At 60.1% G+C, this 17,009-nt stretch carries 15 protein-coding genes; 2 read left to right on the forward strand and 13 right to left on the reverse strand.

Annotation, left to right across the window (positions count from 1 at the left end; genetic code table 11):
* Positions 1-22: 22 nt before the first annotated feature.
* Positions 23-676 carry a LysE family translocator gene (locus B5495_RS03250; protein WP_079551288.1) on the reverse strand — a complete coding sequence of 218 codons (654 nt, stop codon included), beginning with the start codon at positions 674-676 and terminating at the stop codon, positions 23-25.
* 134 nt (positions 677-810) lie between these two features.
* On the opposite strand from B5495_RS03250, the gene B5495_RS03255 reads away from it, so the two are divergent.
* Complete coding sequence (locus tag B5495_RS03255; protein WP_079551289.1) at positions 811-1,014, forward strand: cold-shock protein; 204 nt, start codon at positions 811-813, stop codon at positions 1,012-1,014.
* Between the two features lie 99 nt (positions 1,015-1,113).
* Here the strand turns inward: B5495_RS03255 and B5495_RS03260 are convergent, their stop codons facing one another.
* From B5495_RS03260 to B5495_RS03275, 4 genes are all read right to left on the reverse strand, one after another.
* Positions 1,114-1,887, reverse strand: coding sequence for a hypothetical protein (locus tag B5495_RS03260; RefSeq protein ID WP_079551291.1), 774 nt, complete (start codon positions 1,885-1,887; stop codon positions 1,114-1,116).
* Positions 1,888-1,938: 51 nt separating this feature from the next.
* On the reverse strand, positions 1,939-2,985 hold the full coding sequence (yegS, locus tag B5495_RS03265; protein WP_079551293.1) for a lipid kinase YegS: 1,047 nt from the start codon (positions 2,983-2,985) through the stop codon (positions 1,939-1,941).
* 51 nt (positions 2,986-3,036) lie between these two features.
* On the reverse strand, positions 3,037-5,667 hold the full coding sequence (gene pepN, locus B5495_RS03270) for an aminopeptidase N (protein ID WP_079551295.1): 2,631 nt from the start codon (positions 5,665-5,667) through the stop codon (positions 3,037-3,039).
* Between the two features lie 158 nt (positions 5,668-5,825).
* Positions 5,826-6,311, reverse strand: a complete 486-nt coding sequence (locus B5495_RS03275; protein ID WP_079551297.1) for a YajQ family cyclic di-GMP-binding protein — start codon at positions 6,309-6,311, stop codon at positions 5,826-5,828.
* A gap of 259 nt (positions 6,312-6,570) precedes the next feature.
* Here B5495_RS03275 and cobO point away from each other — a divergent pair, with 259 nt between their 5' ends.
* The gene (gene cobO / locus B5495_RS03280) at positions 6,571-7,170 is read left to right on the forward strand and encodes a cob(I)yrinic acid a,c-diamide adenosyltransferase (protein ID WP_079551299.1); all 600 of its coding nucleotides are present in this window, start codon (positions 6,571-6,573) and stop codon (positions 7,168-7,170) included.
* Positions 7,171-7,253: 83 nt separating this feature from the next.
* Here the strand turns inward: cobO and B5495_RS03285 are convergent, their stop codons facing one another.
* The 8 genes from B5495_RS03285 to mutL all read right to left on the reverse strand — a co-directional run bounded on the left by B5495_RS03285 (position 7,254) and on the right by mutL (position 16,931).
* A complete protein-coding gene (locus B5495_RS03285) occupies positions 7,254-8,549 on the reverse strand; it encodes an adenylosuccinate synthase (RefSeq protein ID WP_079551301.1) in 1,296 nt (431 codons plus the stop codon).
* A complete protein-coding gene (locus B5495_RS03290) occupies positions 8,549-9,742 on the reverse strand; it encodes an ATP phosphoribosyltransferase regulatory subunit (protein WP_079551302.1) in 1,194 nt (397 codons plus the stop codon). The genes B5495_RS03285 and B5495_RS03290 overlap by 1 nt, the downstream gene beginning before the upstream one ends.
* A 164-nt stretch (positions 9,743-9,906) precedes the next feature.
* Positions 9,907-10,797 carry a protease modulator HflC gene (gene hflC / locus B5495_RS03295; protein WP_079551304.1) on the reverse strand — a complete coding sequence of 297 codons (891 nt, stop codon included), beginning with the start codon at positions 10,795-10,797 and terminating at the stop codon, positions 9,907-9,909.
* On the reverse strand, positions 10,798-12,048 hold the full coding sequence (hflK, locus tag B5495_RS03300; RefSeq protein ID WP_079551306.1) for an FtsH protease activity modulator HflK: 1,251 nt from the start codon (positions 12,046-12,048) through the stop codon (positions 10,798-10,800).
* Between the two features lie 186 nt (positions 12,049-12,234).
* The gene (hflX, locus tag B5495_RS03305) at positions 12,235-13,545 is read right to left on the reverse strand and encodes a ribosome rescue GTPase HflX (protein ID WP_079551308.1); all 1,311 of its coding nucleotides are present in this window, start codon (positions 13,543-13,545) and stop codon (positions 12,235-12,237) included.
* Positions 13,546-13,581: 36 nt separating this feature from the next.
* Entirely contained in the window at positions 13,582-13,845 is a 264-nt protein-coding gene (hfq, locus tag B5495_RS03310; RefSeq protein ID WP_079551310.1) for an RNA chaperone Hfq, read from the reverse strand.
* 168 nt (positions 13,846-14,013) lie between these two features.
* Positions 14,014-14,952 (reverse strand): tRNA (adenosine(37)-N6)-dimethylallyltransferase MiaA, encoded by a 939-nt coding sequence (gene miaA, locus B5495_RS03315; protein WP_079551312.1) that lies wholly within the window; start codon positions 14,950-14,952, stop codon positions 14,014-14,016.
* Between the two features lie 59 nt (positions 14,953-15,011).
* Positions 15,012-16,931, reverse strand: a complete 1,920-nt coding sequence (mutL, locus tag B5495_RS03320; RefSeq protein ID WP_079551313.1) for a DNA mismatch repair endonuclease MutL — start codon at positions 16,929-16,931, stop codon at positions 15,012-15,014.
* Positions 16,932-17,009 lie beyond the last annotated feature (78 nt).

The raw sequence follows: 17,009 nt of genomic DNA on the forward strand, positions 1-17,009 counted from the left end.
TTGCGCCCTGCTCTGGTTCCGTCTAGGGGCGCTGTTCAAACGCCAGTTTAATGCCGAAAGCAACCAGTACGCTGCCGGTTAACCCGTTAAGTGCGCGCCCGACGCGTGCGCTGGCAAGCCAGCGGTTGGCCCGCCCCACCATCAGCACCACGCTGATCTGCCAGATATTGGCAATGACGAAATGCACCCCCGCCAGCCACAGCGACTTCACCAGCGCCGGATCCCCGGGGGCGATGAACTGCGGCAAAAAAGCCATGTAAAATACGATGGTCTTGGGGTTAAGCACGTTAGAGACAAAGCCTTCTTTAACGGCCTGAAGGCGTGAGGGTGATGCTGCTCCGTGCATGGCGCCATCTACGGCAAGTGCCCGGCCGCGCCGCGCCACGCGCAGGCTTTGCACGCCCAGCCATATCAGATAGGCGGCACCGGCAAGCTTCAACACGTTAAACGCCACCGCCGACTGCAACAGGATCAGGGAGATCCCCAGCGCGGACACCGTGGCATGGACAAAAAGCCCGCAGCAGATGGCAACGCTGGTGGCAATGCCGTCGCGCACACCGCCACGGGCGGTATTGCGGATCACCAGCAGCGTATCCACCCCGGGGGTCAGCGAAAGCAGCGTAATGGCCACCACAAACGACCAGAAATGCCCGTCAATCAAGCTCCATTCCGCCATTAGGGGTGGCCTCTATCAAGTAAAAAATTCATCCCGTCGAAGCTTTACGCCCCGATATTTAACCACTACATTAATTTTGACGAACAGGCAAAGGGGCCGTTCGTCAGATAACCAAGCACGCAAGGAAACTGATAATGGCAACTGGCACTGTAAAGTGGTTTAACGATACGAAAGGTTATGGCTTCATTTCCCCCGATGACGGCGGTGACGATCTGTTTGCCCACTTTTCTGAAATTCAGGCTGAAGGCTTCAAGTCTCTACAAGACGGCCAAAAAGTCAGCTTTGAAGTCACTCAGGGTAAGAAAGGCCTACAGGCCTCGAACATCCAAGCTTCCTGAGCCCTTGGGGCCTTAGCGCCCGCGAGCGCCAAGAACATCGCAGAAGCCCGCCATATGGCGGGCTTTTTTGCTGCATGGGCCGAGGCGCTGCCTAACGCGCTACTCTGAGCCGGCGTCATCCTGGCCGTCGTTTTGTCCGGTGTCGCCGCTTTCAGGCATCGGCTGTAGCGTGTCGGGCGCGGTTTTCACACCCTCCTGCTCAAGCGCTTCAAACTGCTCTTGCAAACGCTTCTGGGTTTCTTCAAAGCGCCGCTCGGCGTCTTCAATCAGCGCATCAACCTCTGACTTTCCCAGCTCGCCGTCAAGCTTTTGAGCGTTACTCACCGAGCTCTCCATAAGCTCATCGGCAGACGGTTCATCAGTGGATAGATCGCTTTCCGGCAACTCCACATCCATTTCGGCCGACGTGCCGCTCTCGCCGGGCAGCGGTTCGGTTGTCGGCGCCTGATCTTTAACCTCGTCAAACTGCTCCTGCATTTTTTTCTCAGCTTCTTCAAAACGCTTATCAATGTCGCTAATCACTTTGTCCACGTCCGATGTCGTCACCTCGCCGGGCATGGCGGCATCTTCGTTGTTCAGCACGTCCTGCGGATCGACAGACAGCGTCTCGTCGTCAGCCTCTATGTCGCCGGGCCCTTCTTCACTGGGCCCTGCATTGCCCGCTGTCGCGTTCTCCGACGGACCATTCAGGCTGGCATCCGGCGCTGGCGCGTCAGCGTTGCCTTCATCCTGTGGGCCCGACTCGGTTGGCTGACTGCTCTGTTCCGCCGGCGCCTCGTCGGCGGGCGTCTCGGTTGGCGCATCGCTATCGCCGCAGGCACTAAGCAACAGTGCCGTGGCCGCCAGCGTCGGTATCCAAAAGCGATTTAACATGGCGGTATTCTCCTTACCGTCGCTGAAAGTAATGTTGATACATACGGTGCTTCAATGCGGTTCTTCTGTTTCTGCTGCCGGCGTATCACCGGCGTTGTCGCTATCGGTGCCCGATGACGGGTCAGGCGCATCGTCATCGATCAGCACGTCACTATGGATCAAAAGCGAAGAATCCTCGGGCATGGCAAGACGCAGTGCCAGCGGCACGACTTCCGCCGAGAACGCATCGAAACGATGCGCCTCGCCGTCGAGGGTCAACGGCCAGGGCGGGTGGCTCGGGTCGGTGCTAACCGACAGTTTGGAGACCGGCAAATAGCGCACAAAACGCCCGCGGGCGGGGAATTGGCGCAGCTCGGTAATCAACTGCGGCAATTCTTTCACCGAGGTGAAGTCTTTGACCAGCAGCATATCCAGATAGCCATCGTTGATCTTGGCTCTGGGCGCCAACACCTGCCCGCCGCCGGACTGGCGGGCGTTGCCCAGTGCAACCAGTAAAAACGCGGCCTTTTCTTCGCAAGTATCCCAATTAAGCGTGCCCTCGTAGCTGCGATGACGCCAGGTCTTTAGCGCGCCCATTAATGAATAGGCCGCACCGCCCAGAAGACGCTTGAGAAACTTGGGCGTGGTTGAGGTGACCTCGGCGCCGAAACCGGCGGTGGCCATATTAAGGTAGTACTCATCGACGCCTTTGCCGCGTCCAGTAGCCGAAATACGCACCACGTCTACCGGCTGTGTATCCCATCGGCAAATAGCCTGTAGCGCCGCGTAAGGTTCAAGGGGCAACCCCAGCGAGCGGGCAAAATCGTTGGCACTGCCCAGCGGCACAATGCCCAGCGCCGGGCGCCTGTCCTGAGGCAGACGCATCAGGCCGTTGACCACTTCGTTCACCGTGCCATCTCCGCCCCCGGCAATCACGTGAGTGGCGTTGTGATCCAGCGACATTTCGGCAAACAGCGCCGCATCGCCGGCTTCCCAGGTGGCATATACAATCAGCGTCATGCCCGCTCGCCGTTTTTTAGCCACCGCCTCGCGAAGCGCCGGATCGCCGGCAGACTTGCCGTTTACTACCAGTACATAACGCCGATTTATATCGCTCACCGTACTTCCTTCTGCTCCATATTATGCCTTGTCTCCCGCGCTGCGTGTCGCTCAGGCAAGCGCTTTTTCTACCAGCTCGTAAACGTTGGCCGACAGCGGCTCCTGCTTGATCCGCTCAAGCTCGGCCTGCATCAGCGCCTGGCGGGCGTCGTCAAAGCGGCGCCAGCGCGTCAGCGGCGTCATCAGGCGTGCCGCGATTTCCGGGTTAAGGCGATTAAGCTCAATCACCGCATCGGCCAGCAGCGCGTAGCCCGCCCCGTCCAGACGGTGGAAATTGACGCGATTCTGCGCAAACGCGCCGAGCAACGCACGCACCTTGTTGGGATTTTTCAGTGAAAACGCCGGATGCTGCATCAGGTATTTGACCCGTTCGAGCACGTCTTCCTGCGGGCGCGACACCTGAATGCTGAACCACTGGTCCATCACCAGCGAGTCATGAGCCCATTTTTCACCGAAGGCCTTGAGCGCCGGCGCGGCAAGCTCATCGCGGCTCGAGTGCACCAGCAGGGTCAGCGCCTGACGCACGTCGGTCATGTTGTGCCCGGCGTCAAACTGCGCCTGACAGCGCTCGATGGCCTCTTCGTCCTCAACCGCCATCAGGTAGGCAAGCGCCACGCTTTTGAGGCTACGCTGGCCGATTTGCTCTGGCGTAGGGGCATAGGCCTTGCTGGAGACGTTCGCGGTATAAACCGCCATGAACTCGTCGCGCAGCGCAAAACCGAGCGACTGGCGCACGAATTCGCGGGCGGCGTGGATGGCATCCACGTCTACCAGCGGCTGAGACTCGGCGATGCAGGCCTCAGAGGGCAGCTTGAGCATCTCTGCAAGCACTGCCTTGTCGTTGACCGGCGCGGTCAGTAAGGCGCGGTAAGCATCGATTACGCGGGTATCCATGACCTTTTCCACGCCGTTACGGTGCGCGGCAATCAGGTCGTTCAGCGCAAGCATCGCCAGCCGCTGGCTGGCTTCCCAGCGGTTGAAGCCGTCGCTGTCTTCGGTGAGCAGAAACGCCAGATCTTCGCGCGAATACGGGAAGTGCAGCTTCACCGGCGCCGAAAAATTGCGCAGCAATGAAGGCGTGGGCGCCTCAGCCACGTCGGTAAAGACAAACGTCTGCTCGGCCTCACGCAGGTGAATGACCGTATCCTTGCCGCGCTTTTCACCATCAAGCGTCAGCGTCAGGTCGTGGCCCGACTTGGTGCCCACCAGCCCCATGCGCACGGGGATGTGCAGCGGCTGCTTGTGGGTTTGCCCGGGCGTCATGGGCGTGCGCTGGCGCAGCGTCAGCCGATACTCGGCGTTGACGTAGTCGTACTCGCCGTGAGCGTCGATTTCCGGCGTACCCGCCTGATGGTACCAGCGCATGAACTGGGTCAGATCCTGCTGTGATGCTTCCGCCATGCAGCCGACAAAGTCTTCAATGGTGACCGCCTGGCCGTCAAAACGCTCGAAGTACAGGTCGCTGCCGCGGCGAAAGGCCTCCCAGCCCACGAGGTTTTTCAGCATGCGCACCACTTCCGCCCCTTTCTCGTAAATCGTCAGGGTGTAGAAGTTGGTGATCTCGATGTAATGCTCGGGGCGGATCGAGTGCGCGGTGGGGCCGGCATCTTCGGCAAACTGCGCGGTGCGGAAAAACGCCACGTCCTGGATACGCTTGACCGGCGCCGAGTTGGTGTCCGCCGAGAAGCTCTGATCGCGGAAGACGGTAAAGCCTTCTTTCAACGACAGCTGGAACCAGTCGCGGCAGGTCACGCGGTTGCCCGACCAGTTGTGGAAATATTCATGCGCCACAATGCCTTCCACCTGTTGGAAGGCGGCATCGGTCGCGGTATCGGGGTGGGTCAGCACCGCCGCCGAGTTGAATATGTTGAGCCCCTTGTTCTCCATGGCGCCCATATTGAAGTCGTTGACCGCCACGATCATGAAGCGGTCAAGATCGTATTCGCGTCCGTAGCTGTCTTCATCCCAGCGCATGGCGCGCTTGAGTGAGGCCATGGCGTGATCGGTCTTGCCCAGGTTCTCTTCTTCAACCCAGATCTGCAGCGTGACCTCCCGCCCGTTCATGGTCGTGAAATGATCCTCAACGCACGCCAGATCACCGGCCACCAGCGCGAAGAGATACGCCGGCTTGGGATGCGGATCCTCCCAGGTGACAAAATGGCGCCCGCCTTCAAGCTCGCCGCGCTCCACGGGGTTGCCGTTGGCCAGCAGCACCGGCTCGCGGGTGGCGTCGCCAATCACGGTGACGCGAAACACCGCCATCACATCGGGACGGTCGGGGTAAAAGGTAATCCGGCGAAAGCCTTCGGCTTCGCACTGGGTACAAAACATGCCGCTCGACTGATACAGCCCTTCAAGTGCGGTGTTCTCTTCTGGCGCGAGGCGCACGCGCGTCGCAAGCGTAAACGCAGCCGGCACGTTGGCAACGGTCAGCCCCTTGTCATCGTGCTGGTAGGCGCTTTCAGCAAGCGGCTCGTCGTCAAGCAAGAGAGACTCAAGGGTAAGCTGCTCGCCATTGAGAAACAGCGGCGCGTTCGGCGCGGCTTCAGGATGACGCTCGATGGTGAGGCGCGCCTCGACGCGGGTGCTGGCGGGGTCAAGGTCAAACGTCAGCTCGGTATGGGTCACGCGATAGGCGGGCGGCTGATAGTCGCTTAAATGAACCGGCTGCGGTTTTGACATGGCGTATGACTCCTTGTTGGCACCGGCTCAAGAATAGCCGATGTCAATGCAGAAAATGTGGAAAGACGCCGCCGCAAACGGCAGCGGCGCTATTTAATCTCGCAGGCTTGTCGCAAGCGTTAGCTACGAAAGCCAGTCATGAAAGCGTATCGAAAACGTTAGTCACGAAAGTTATCAAACTGCAGCGGCATATCGGGACCTTCTTCGCTGCGCAAAAGCGCCATGACGCCCTGCAGGTCGTCGCGCTTCTTGCCGGTCACGCGGACTTTTTCGCCTTGAATCTGCGCCTGTACCTTGGCCTTGCTCGCCTTGATGCGCTTGACGATATCTTTGGCGTCGGCCTGCTCGAGCCCCTGTTTGAGCGCTACCGTTTGGCGCGCCTTGACGCCGGCAAGCTCGGGCTCTTCTTCGTCCATGCAGCGCGCATCAATACCGCGGGCAATCAGCCGACCGCGAAGCATTTCCAGCATTTGTTGGAGCTGAAAATCCACCTCGGCTTCCAGCTGCACTTTTTCACCCTCCAGGGTGAAGGTGGCGTCAACGCCCCTGAAATCAAAGCGGGTTTGTACTTCACGATTCGCCTGATCGACGGCGTTGGTCGCTTCATGACTGTCAAATTCGGACACAATATCAAACGAGGGCATAGACACTTCCTAAAAAAATAGCCACTTCCTGAAAAGATATGACCCCATATTCTAGAGCAGCCACCCCGCTGCCTGCCAATTTGTTTAGCCAACTAGCAAAATGCGCGGCGACTTTCGGCGATCGGTCTCTATTATACAAGCCTTATTCAACGGCGTTGGCATTGCCCGCCCGATCGCTTAGGCTACGCCGCCAACCCCTTTCTTTGTCTGATACCGGCCCAAATACCCCGAACACATATCCAGAACAACAGGAGACACCATGAGCGATCGCGATACGCGCCACCAAGCATCCATGCAAAAGCTGAAGGCGCACGTGGATGAAAAAGTGGCCAACGCCACCGAACAGCGCGGCCTGATACTCATCAATACCGGTAACGGTAAGGGTAAAACGACCGCCGCCTGGGGCACCGTGACGCGCGCATTGGGCTACGGCTACAAGGTTGGCGTAGTGCAGTTCATCAAAGGACTCTGGGAGTGCGGCGAGCGCAACCGCCTGGAAGACGACCCCAACCTGGACATCGCCATTATGGCCACGGGTTTTACCTGGGACACCCAGAACCGCGAAGCAGACACCCAAGCCTGCCAGGCAGTCTGGGCCGACGCTGAGCGCATGCTTGCTGATCCCGACGTCTATCTCGTGGTGCTCGACGAGATCACCTACATGCTCAAATTCGGCTATCTCGACATCGACACCGTCAAACGCGCGCTAGAAAACCGTCCGCACGAGCAAACCGTGGTGATTACCGGGCGCAACGCCCACCGCGATTTGGTCGCCATGGCCGACACCGTGACCGAGATGCAGGAGGTTCGCCACGCCTTCAGCAGCGGCCTTCAAGCGCGCCGCGGCATCGATTTTTAACGTCGGTATTGGCTGTCAGCCTTTAGCAAACAGCCAGCCTCGAGGGAGGTTGGCTGTTTTGGCGCGATGGATCAATGAGCGGATCAGTCGTCAAACGGGTTGCGCAACACGATGGTTTCCATGCGGTCAGGGCCGGTGGAAATCATGTCGATGCTCGTCCCGATCTGCTCTTCCAGAAAGCTGATATAGGCACGCGCGTTGGCCGGCAACCCGTCGACGCTTTTCACCCCGATGGTCGATTCCGTCCAGCCCGGCAGGTCCTGGTACAACGGCTCGATGGCTTCATAGCCCTCAGAGTCTACCGGGTTGTCCATGACCTCGCCGTCTTTGCTGCGATAGCCCACGCACACGCGGATATTTTCCAGCCCGTCGAGCACGTCGAGCTTGGTCAGGCACAGCCCCGAAATCGAGTTGACCTGCACGGAGTGGCGCAGGGCCACGGCGTCAAACCAGCCGCAGCGGCGCGCCCGTCCGGTGGTCGCACCGAACTCGTGGCCCTTTTCCGCCAGATGGCGGCCGTGGTCATCAAACAGCTCGGTGGGGAACGGCCCGGAACCCACGCGGGTGGTGTAGGCCTTGGTAATGCCCAGCACGTAGTCCAGAAACAGCGGCCCCACGCCCGAACCGGTGGCAGTACCACCGGCCGTGGTGTTGGAGCTGGTGACGTAGGGGTAAGTGCCGTGGTCGATATCCAGCAGCGAGCCCTGAGCACCTTCAAACAGGATGTTTTCGCCGTTTTTACGAAACTCGTGCACCATGCTCACGGTGTCGCACACCATCGGGCGGAGCTCTTCGGCCATTTCCATGGCGCTATCCAGCACCTCCTGGAAATCGACCGCCGGCTCGCCGTGGTAACGGGTCAGTACGAAGTTATGGTAGTCGAGCACTTCGCCCAGCTTGGCGGCAAAGCGTTCGCGATGCAGCATATCGCCCAGACGCAGCCCGCGACGCGCGACCTTGTCTTCGTAAGCCGGGCCGATGCCGCGGCCGGTGGTACCGATCTTGGCCACGCCGCGCGCCTTTTCACGCGCCTGATCCAGACGCACGTGGTACGGCAGAATCAGCGGGCAGGCCGGCGACAAGCTCAGACGCTTGCGTACCGGCACGCCTTTGGCTTCCAGTTCGCGCATTTCTTCGATCAGCGCTTCAGGCGACAGCACTACGCCGTTGCCGATCACGCAGGCCTTGTCTTCGCGCAGGATGCCCGAAGGAATCAGGTGCAGTACCGTTTTTTCACCGTCGATCACCAGCGTATGGCCGGCGTTATGCCCGCCCTGGAAGCGAACTACGGCGGACGCTGATTCGGTGAGCAGGTCAACAATCTTGCCCTTACCTTCATCACCCCACTGGGTGCCCAGTACTACGACATTCTTACCCATTATGCACTCGTCTCTTGTGTCAGGGTCGTTGGCTGCCAACGACCGTCGATAAGCTCAAGCTGGCGGTCACACCCGTGATCCACAAGCCCGGTGCGCTGCCCCGGCAGCGCCTGTATTACCCGCTCCCCCTGACGACGCAGCGCCGTAACGACGTCGCGCAGGGTATCATCGGCGTCTGCCGGCGCCAGAATGGCGCCCGACCGCGGCGTGGCGCTGGCAAGCGTCGCCAACTGCTTCAAATCCATGGAAAACCCGGTCGCCGGGCGGGCACGGCCAAAGGCGCGGCCGGTATCATCATAGCGCCCGCCTTTGGCCAATGCGTAACCAAAGCCCGGCACATAGGCGGCAAACATCATCCCCGTGTGGTACTGGTAGCCGCGCAGTTCGGCCAGATCAAAATACAGTGACACGTCAAAACGCGCACGCACGCCCCGCTGCAGCGCGTCCAGGTCATCAAGTGCGGCGGTTACCGTCGCCGGTGCGCCGGCAAACGCCGCGCGCGCCCGGCCCAGCACATCGGCATCGCCGTGCAGCTCGCCCAGCGCGATCAGCATATCGGCAAGCGCCGGATCGGTAACGCTGCGCTCAACCTCACGGGCGATCTGCGTAGGCGATTTCAGCGCCAGCGCGGCAAACAGCGCACGCTCCTGATCGCCGTCCAGGGCGGCGGCCTCGACCAGACTGCGGTAAATGCCGATGTGCCCCAGCGCCAGGTGCATTTCACCGGCACCGGCGGCGATCAGGCTTTCAAGCGCCAGGTGAATGATTTCACCGTCGGCCTCCAGCCCCGCGTGGCCAAACAGCTCCACGCCGACCTGAACCGGGCTGCGCCCGCCCTGGTACTGATCCGCACTGGCGCGCATGACGCTGGTGCAATAGCACAGCCGCACCGGCCCTTCGCGACGCAACGAGTGCGCATCCATCCGTGCCACCTGCGGCGTTACGTCGGCTGTGGCGCCCATCATGCGGCCGGTCAGCTGATCGGTCAGCTTGAAGGTTTGTAAATCGAGATCGGTGCCGGTGCCGGTTAAAAGCGAGTCAAGAAACTCGGCGGGCGGCGGCATTACCTGGTCGTAACCCCAGCAGTGATAGAGGTCCAGCAGCGCACGGCGAAGCTCTTCCATACGGCTTGCTTGCGGCGGCAGTACCTCATCCATGCCGTCGGGCAATAGCCAGCGGTCAGCGATGGTCATGTCAACAATCCTGCGAGACGACGGTGAAAGCCCCATCCGAGAATCCACCGAGATATCGACAAATTCATCAACCTGAGGCCACAAAAAAACCGGGCGACGCCCGGTTAATAAAGTCTAGCATGTTTAGCCGCCGGATGAACCCCGTCCATCCGGCAACGCCGCGCTTATTCTGCGCTGCTCCCGCTTGGCATGGCATTTTTCAGGTAGCGGAAAAACTCGCTGTCAGGCTCAAGCACCATCAAGTTATCGCTGTTGGCGAAGCTTTTGCGATACGCGCTCAGGCTGCGCCAGAAAGCAAAGAACTCGGCGTCCTGTTCGTAGGCGTTAGAGTAAATCTGCGCCGCTTTAGCGTCACCTTCACCGCGTAGCGTTTGAGAACGCTCGTTCGCCTGAGCCAGCAATACCTGGCGGCGGCGGTCGGCATTAGCCTGAATCCGCTCGGCTTCCTCTTTACCCTGGGCGCGCCACTCGCGGGCTTCACGCTCGCGCTCCGAGCGCATACGCTCAAACACGGCGGCGGATACGTCCTCGGGCAAATCGATTCGCTTAATGCGGATATCACGAATGGCCACACCCAGCTCGTTACGCATAAGATCGTCGAGCTCCTCGCGCGGGCCGGTCATCAGGTCATCACGGTTCTCAGCGATAATCTGCTGCAGCTTTAGCCGCCCGAACGCGTTACGCAGGCTTTCGTCCACGCGCGGCTGAATCAGGCGCGCGGCCATCATGTTGTCGCCCCCCGTGGCTTCATAGTAAAGCGTCGGGTCGATGACCTGCCACTGAACGTAAGAATCTACGATTACCGCTTTCTGCTCACGGGTCAGGTAGCGGCTGGTGTCGGTGTCCAGCATTAATAGCCGCGTATCAAACTTGCGGATCGTCTGGGTGATCGGCACTTTGACATGCAGCCCTGGCTGAATACTTTCTTCTATCACTTCACCAAAGCGCAGCTTAACCGCACCTTCTGTTTCATCAACAACATAAAGCGTGCTGCTGGCAAGCCAGGCGGCGACGGCCAGACCGCCGACGATCAGCAGGGATCGTTTATTGATCATTTACCGGCCCTCCCTGCGGCTGGACGTTCTATTGCTGGAACTGTTACTGGAGCTGCTGCTGGAAGACGATGACGTCTGCGACGTGTTTTCCAGCACACGTGGATCCAGGTTGTCGTCGTTACGGCTGGACGAGGTGCCGCGCATCTTATCCAGCGGCAGATACATCAGCGGCGCATTGTCGCTAACATCCATCAGTACCTTAGGTGTAGAGCCAAACAGCTCTTCTATGGTTTCGATGTACATACGCTCGCGCATGATATCGGGCGACTTGCGATACTCGCCGAGCAGCGAAATAAAGCGGTTGGCCTGACCCTGGGCTTCGGCCACAACCGATTCGCGATAGCCCTGCCCCTGTTCGATAATACGCTGCGCCTGACCCTGGGCTTCAGGAATGATGGCGTTGGCGTAAGCGATACCTTTGTTAATGGTACGCTGACGGTCTTCGCGGGCACGGATGACGTCATCAAAGGCGTCAATAACCGGCCCCGGTGCCGACGTAGACTCAATGTTGATTGTCTGCAGCTGAACCCCGACTTCATACGTATCCAGGTAGGACTGCAGCCGACTGGCCACCGAGCTGCCCAGAATCTCACGCCCAAATGTCAGGATGTCGATCATGTCGGTGCCGCCCACTACGTGGCGCAGCGTTGAATCCAGCGCGTTTTCAAGCGACAGGCCAGGATCGCGCACGTTAAGAACGAAATCAGACGGATCAGAAACCCGGTACTGGGCAGAGATCTCCACTTTCACGATGTTCTCGTCGCGCGTCAGCATCGACTTTGTCTGAGTCAGCGAGCGGACCCGCGTAACGTTGACCATGCGCACGTCGTCAATCAGCGGCGGATTCCACTGCAGACCCGGCGTAACAGTTTCCTGAAACTTACCAAAACGTAGCACTACGCCACGCTCTGACTGGTCAACCAGATAAAAGCCCGAGGCCGCCCAGATGGCGAGCGCAACGATGAGCAAAAGCCCCGGCAAGGCAAAGACGTTGCGCGGCTTATTGCTGCCGCTGCCATTGCCATTACCGCTGCCACCGCGGCCTTTTTTGCTGCCACCAAACATGCCGTTGAGCTTTTTCTGAAACTTCTTCAACGCTTCGTCCAGATCCGGCGGCCCCCCGTTATTGTTATTGCCCCCATTGTTGCCTCCATTATTCCCCCCGCGGTTGCCGTCATCGCCGCCTTTGCGTCGACCACCGCTGCTCCACGGGTCGTGCTGGTCGCCACCACCAGGCTCATTCCAGGCCATACATCATCTCCATTAAGGTGTTCACCGGCACGCTACGTCGAGGCGTGTATACGCGACGCCGTGCTCCTTAATATTATTGCGGTTTACTATTCTTGACTTACCCTTTGCACTTTACCATTACTGCCAGATAAAACGCGTTGCTCTGCAGCCAGCGCGCAAACAGCGCGCCGTTTCAGGGCGGATTACTTACCAGTCAGCCGGCTGTTTAAGCCCTTCAGGCAAATAGGTATCGGCGCGCTCGCCAAGCTTTGCCATCAGCTGATTAAAGTCGCGCCTCGGTAGACGCACGTCAAGTACCGGGCGCCCTTCTTCGTCAAAATATTCGGCGCGCACGGCATTAAGCTCATGGAGACCGGCGCGCAGCTTGCCTTGCTCCGGGGCCAGCGTCAGCGGAAACTCTATCACGTCATCCGCCAGACGTTCGGTCAACGCCTGATACAGCAGATCCAGACCGCGGCCGTCCTGGGCGGAAAGCCAGACGACTTCAGGCATGCCGTTGCCGTCACGTTCGATGCGCGGCGCGCTATCCAGCCGGTCAATCTTGTTCATCACCTTGAGCATGGGCACACGGTCGGCGCCGATCTCGCTGAGCACGCCGTTAACCTGCTCGACGTTAAGCTCGCGATCAGGATCGGCCGCGTCAATCACATGCACCAGCAGCGAGGCGTCAACCGCCTCCTGCAGCGTGGCCTGAAACGCCTCTACCAGCTTGTGCGGCAGATGGCGAATAAAGCCCACGGTGTCGGCCAAGACCACCGGCCCTACGTCGTCAACGTTAAGCCGGCGCAGGGTCGGGTCAAGCGTGGCAAACAGCTGGTCGGCGGCGTAAACTTCAGCGGCCGTCAACGCGTTGAACAGCGTCGACTTACCCGCGTTGGTATAGCCCACCAGCGAAATGCTGTTGATTTCAGCGCGCGCCCGCGCACGACGGCTCTGCTCGCGCTGCTTGCGCACCTTGCTGAGCCGCTTGTGAATCGATTTGATACGCCCACGCAGCAGACGGCGGTCGGTTTCGAGCTGGGTTTCCCCGGGGCCGCGCAGACCGATGCCGCCTTTTTGACGCTCGAGGTGTGTCCAGCCACGCACCAAGCGCGTTGACATGTATTCAAGCTGGGCCAGCTCGACCTGCAGCTTGCCTTCGTGCGTTCTCGCCCGCTGGGCAAAGATATCCAGAATCAGCCCGGTGCGATCGAGCACCCGGCACTGCAAATCTTGCTCCAGGTTACGCTGCTGGGACGGATTTAACCCGTGATTGAAGATAACCAGCTCGGCTTCGTGGGCCGCGAGCATGGCTCGCAGCTCTTCAAGCTTTCCCGAGCCGATAAAAGTGCGCGAATCGGGACGCTTGCGGCTTGCTGTTAACAGCGTCGCCGACACCGCGCCGGCTGACCTGACAAGCTCAAGAAACTCGCCCGAATCTTCGCGATCAAGCTCGTCTTGAAAATCAACGTGCACAAGCACGGCCGTTTCACCGGCGTCTGGGCGCTCAAAAAACAATCAACACCTCATGGGCTGGTCTGCGTATGTGGGCAATCAGGCCTCAGCGTCGCTTTCAGCGTCACTTTCAGCGGCAGCGTCCGGTAGCGGCAGGCGCACGTTGCGCGACGGCACAACGGTAGAAATTGCATGCTTATACACCATCTGGCTGACGGTGTTGCGCAGCAGAATGACAAACTGATCAAAAGATTCAATCTGGCCCTGCAGCTTAATCCCGTTAACCAAAAAGATGGAAACCGGAATGCGCTCCTTGCGCAGAATGTTCAAGTACGGGTCTTGAAGGGACTGCCCTTTGGACATGGTGCTCTCCCTAAAACTGTCGTTGGAGTTGGTTATTAAAAGTGCGCCCGAGGCGCCCTACAGTATCATTACCCGAAAGGCCGGATCGTGGCCGCTCGAAAACACTCGCTATAAAAGGCGTATCTTACGCTAAGCGTTGCGCTCACGCACGGCTTTCAAGAATGGTTTTCAAAGACGGCTTTTTTCGACCAGCATCAGCACGTTATCCAGCGCCTGGGGGGATAATGTATCCACCCAATGTACATCATTCCAGCGCCTAAGCCAGGTCAGCTGACGTTTGGCCAGCTGCCGCGTGGCAATAATCCCGCGTTCAAGCAGCGCCTGGTGGTCATACTCGCCTTCCAGATACGCCCACACCTGACGATAGCCTACGCTTTTCATTGACGGCAGATCAGCCGTCAGGTCACTACGCTTTTTGAGGGCGGCGACCTCATCAATCAACCCCTCGTCGAGCATCGCGCTAAAACGTCGGGCAATACGCTCGTGCAATACGTCCCGCCTTTCGGGGGCAAGGGCTATGGACAGCACCTGCCAGGGAAAGGTTTCCGACTGTTGTTCGGCCCAAAGCTCAGTCAGCGTGCACCCGCTTATTTCGTACACCTCAAGTGCGCGCAAAATGCGCTGCGGATCGTTGGGATGAAGGCGCTGCGCCGACACCGGATCCACCTCGGCAAGGCGGCGATGCAGCGCTAAAAGCCCGTCGCGCGCCTGCTCCGCCTGTAGGCGCTTGCGGATGGCCGGATTTGATGCCGGCAGGTTGGCTACGCCGTCAAGCAGCTGCTTGTAGTAAAGCATGGTACCGCCCGTCAGCAGCGGCGTTTTGCCCCGCGCGCTAATCTCGCGCATCTGCTCGAGCGCATCCTTACGAAAATCCGCCGCCGAGTAAGGGTCAGCCGGGTCGCGGATGTTGATCAGGCGGTGCGGCGCCCGGGCCAGTTCATCTGCGCTGGGTTTAGCGCTGCCGATATCCAGCCCCCGATACACCATCGCCGAGTCCACGCTGATGATTTCACACCCCAAACGCTCGTGTAGCGCTATCGCCGCGTCGGTTTTACCGGCGGCGGTGGGCCCCATTAAAAAAATGGCCGGCGGGCGTGAATCAATCATGGGCTTGGTTTACTCCTTATTAGCCGCTTGTGGCCGTTTATTGGCCATTTACGGCCGCTTTACTGGCCGCGCAAAAACAAACGATCCAGCGCCTGCATGCTCATTTGCGTCCAGGTCGGACGGCCGTGGTTGCACTGGTCGCTGCGTTCGGTGCGTTCCATATCGCGCAGCAGTGCGTTCATTTCGTCCAGCGTCAGGCGCCGGTTGGCGCGCACGCTGCCGTGGCAGGCCATCGTCGATAGCAGCTCATGAATCCGCGCTTCGACCTGCCTCGTGCGGCCATAGCGCTCAAGCTCTTCAAGCATGTTGCGCACCAGCGCTTCGGGATCGGCGGTAGCCAGAAGCGCCGGCAGCTGGCGCACCAGCAGCGTTTCGGGGCCGGCAATATCAAGCGTCACGCCGAGCTTTTCGATCGCCTCCTGCTCACTTTCCACAATTGCCACTTCCTGCCGGCTGGCGGCCAGCGACACCGGCACCAACAGCGGCTGAGCGTCGATGCCGGTTTCATCCAGCTGGCGTTTCATGCGCTCATAAACGATCCGCTCGTGGGCGGCGTGCATATCCACCAGCACCAGCCCCTGGGCGTTCTGCGCGAGGATAAATACGCCATGCAGCTGCCCCAGGGCAAACCCCAGCGGCGGTGCGGCCGTCGGGTCCGGGGCGGCCATTGTGGCGGGTGCCTCGTGCACCGCGCGCGCCGGCTCGGCTTGAGACAGGGACTGAGACTGAGGCGTGAGCAACGTGTCTTCGTGATCAGGATGCAGCGCCTGGTAGCCCTGCATAAAGCGCCGCACCCGCGCCGCCCCCGGGTGGCGCTCGGGCGCTGGCGAAAGCGCCATACCCTGCTGCTCAAAGCGGCCGCTGGCCGCCGGCGTTGCATCAGGCGGCGCGGCCGCGCTTCCCTCATCAGAGGGTGTTTCGTCGGCGGGCGTCTCGTCGGCATTAGTCGCCGGCTGGGTATGGGCGAGGCAGCGATGCAGGCTGGAAAACAGAAAGTCATGCACCGTGCGCCCGTCGCGAAAACGCACCTCGTGCTTGGTCGGGTGCACGTTGACGTCCACCACGTCAGGGTCGACGTCCAGATACAGCACAAACACCGGATGCCGGCCGTTATACAGCACGTCGCGGTAGGCCTGGCGCACCGCATGGGCCACCAACCGATCGCGCACCACGCGGCCATTAACGAAAAAATACTGCTGATCGGCCTGGCCGCGGGAGTGCGTCGGCAGCCCTACCCAGCCCGACAGGCGCAGATCACCCACCTGACGCTCGATATAGCGGGCGTGCTCGATAAACGTCTTGCCCAGCAGCGAGGCGATGCGCCGCTCGCGTGCGGCGGGCGAATCTCCCGGCGGCAGCTGATGCACGGTTTTCTGGTTGTGGCGCAGCGTCCAGGCAATGTCGTAGCGCGACAGCGCCTGACGGCGGAATGCTTCTTCAAGGTGGGCAAACTCGGTTTTTTCGGTACGCAAAAATTTGCGCCGCGCCGGGGTGTTGAAAAACAAGTCGCGTACTTCGACGCTGGTGCCGCGCGGATGCGGCGCCGGCGCTACCCGCGCCTCCATCCCCCGGCCTTCGGCCATTACGCGAAAGCCGCTGCGCGGATCATCAAGGGCGTTGGAGGTCAGCGCCAGGCGCGAGACCGAGCTGATCGAGGCCAACGCTTCGCCGCGAAACCCCAGCGAGCTGACGCCCTCCAGATCACCGAGGCTCTCTATTTTGCTGGTGGCATGACGGGAAAGCGCCAGCGGCAAATCATTTTCGGCGATCCCTACGCCATCGTCGCGCACCTTGATCAGGCGCGTGCCGCCCTGCTCAACCTCGACCTCGATACGCCGGCTTGCCGCATCGATGGCGTTTTCGATCAGCTCTTTGGCCACCGCGGCCGGGCGCTCGACCACCTCGCCGGCGGCAATTTGGTTGGCCAGGCGCGGGTCGAGCACATGAATTTTCGGCGTCACTACAGCGTTAGCGTCCAATATGCACCCCTTGATACAACCTTCATAAAACGACCTTTACGGCACTCACCCCACGACATACCGCTTATGCGCCGGGTC

The organism is Vreelandella subglaciescola (assembly GCF_900142895.1).
In the GTDB taxonomy this organism is placed as follows: Bacteria; Pseudomonadota; Gammaproteobacteria; order Pseudomonadales; family Halomonadaceae; genus Vreelandella; species Vreelandella subglaciescola.

Bases quoted from the DNA above. Each gene is read 5' to 3' on its own strand.
- B5495_RS03250 (WP_079551288.1), bottom strand. From the start codon at position 676: ATGGCGGAATGGAGCTTGATTGACGGGCATTTCTGGTCGTTTGTGGTG.
- B5495_RS03255 (WP_079551289.1), top strand. From the start codon at position 811: ATGGCAACTGGCACTGTAAAGTGGTTTAACGATACGAAAGGTTATGGC.
- B5495_RS03260 (WP_079551291.1), bottom strand. From the start codon at position 1,887: ATGTTAAATCGCTTTTGGATACCGACGCTGGCGGCCACGGCACTGTTG.
- pepN (WP_079551295.1), bottom strand. From the start codon at position 5,667: ATGTCAAAACCGCAGCCGGTTCATTTAAGCGACTATCAGCCGCCCGCC.
- B5495_RS03275 (WP_079551297.1), bottom strand. From the start codon at position 6,311: ATGCCCTCGTTTGATATTGTGTCCGAATTTGACAGTCATGAAGCGACC.
- cobO (WP_079551299.1), top strand. From the start codon at position 6,571: ATGAGCGATCGCGATACGCGCCACCAAGCATCCATGCAAAAGCTGAAG.
- B5495_RS03285 (WP_079551301.1), bottom strand. From the start codon at position 8,549: ATGGGTAAGAATGTCGTAGTACTGGGCACCCAGTGGGGTGATGAAGGT.
- B5495_RS03290 (WP_079551302.1), bottom strand. From the start codon at position 9,742: ATGACCATCGCTGACCGCTGGCTATTGCCCGACGGCATGGATGAGGTA.
- hflC (WP_079551304.1), bottom strand. From the start codon at position 10,797: ATGATCAATAAACGATCCCTGCTGATCGTCGGCGGTCTGGCCGTCGCC.
- hflK (WP_079551306.1), bottom strand. From the start codon at position 12,048: ATGGCCTGGAATGAGCCTGGTGGTGGCGACCAGCACGACCCGTGGAGC.
- hfq (WP_079551310.1), bottom strand. From the start codon at position 13,845: ATGTCCAAAGGGCAGTCCCTTCAAGACCCGTACTTGAACATTCTGCGC.
- miaA (WP_079551312.1), bottom strand. From the start codon at position 14,952: ATGATTGATTCACGCCCGCCGGCCATTTTTTTAATGGGGCCCACCGCC.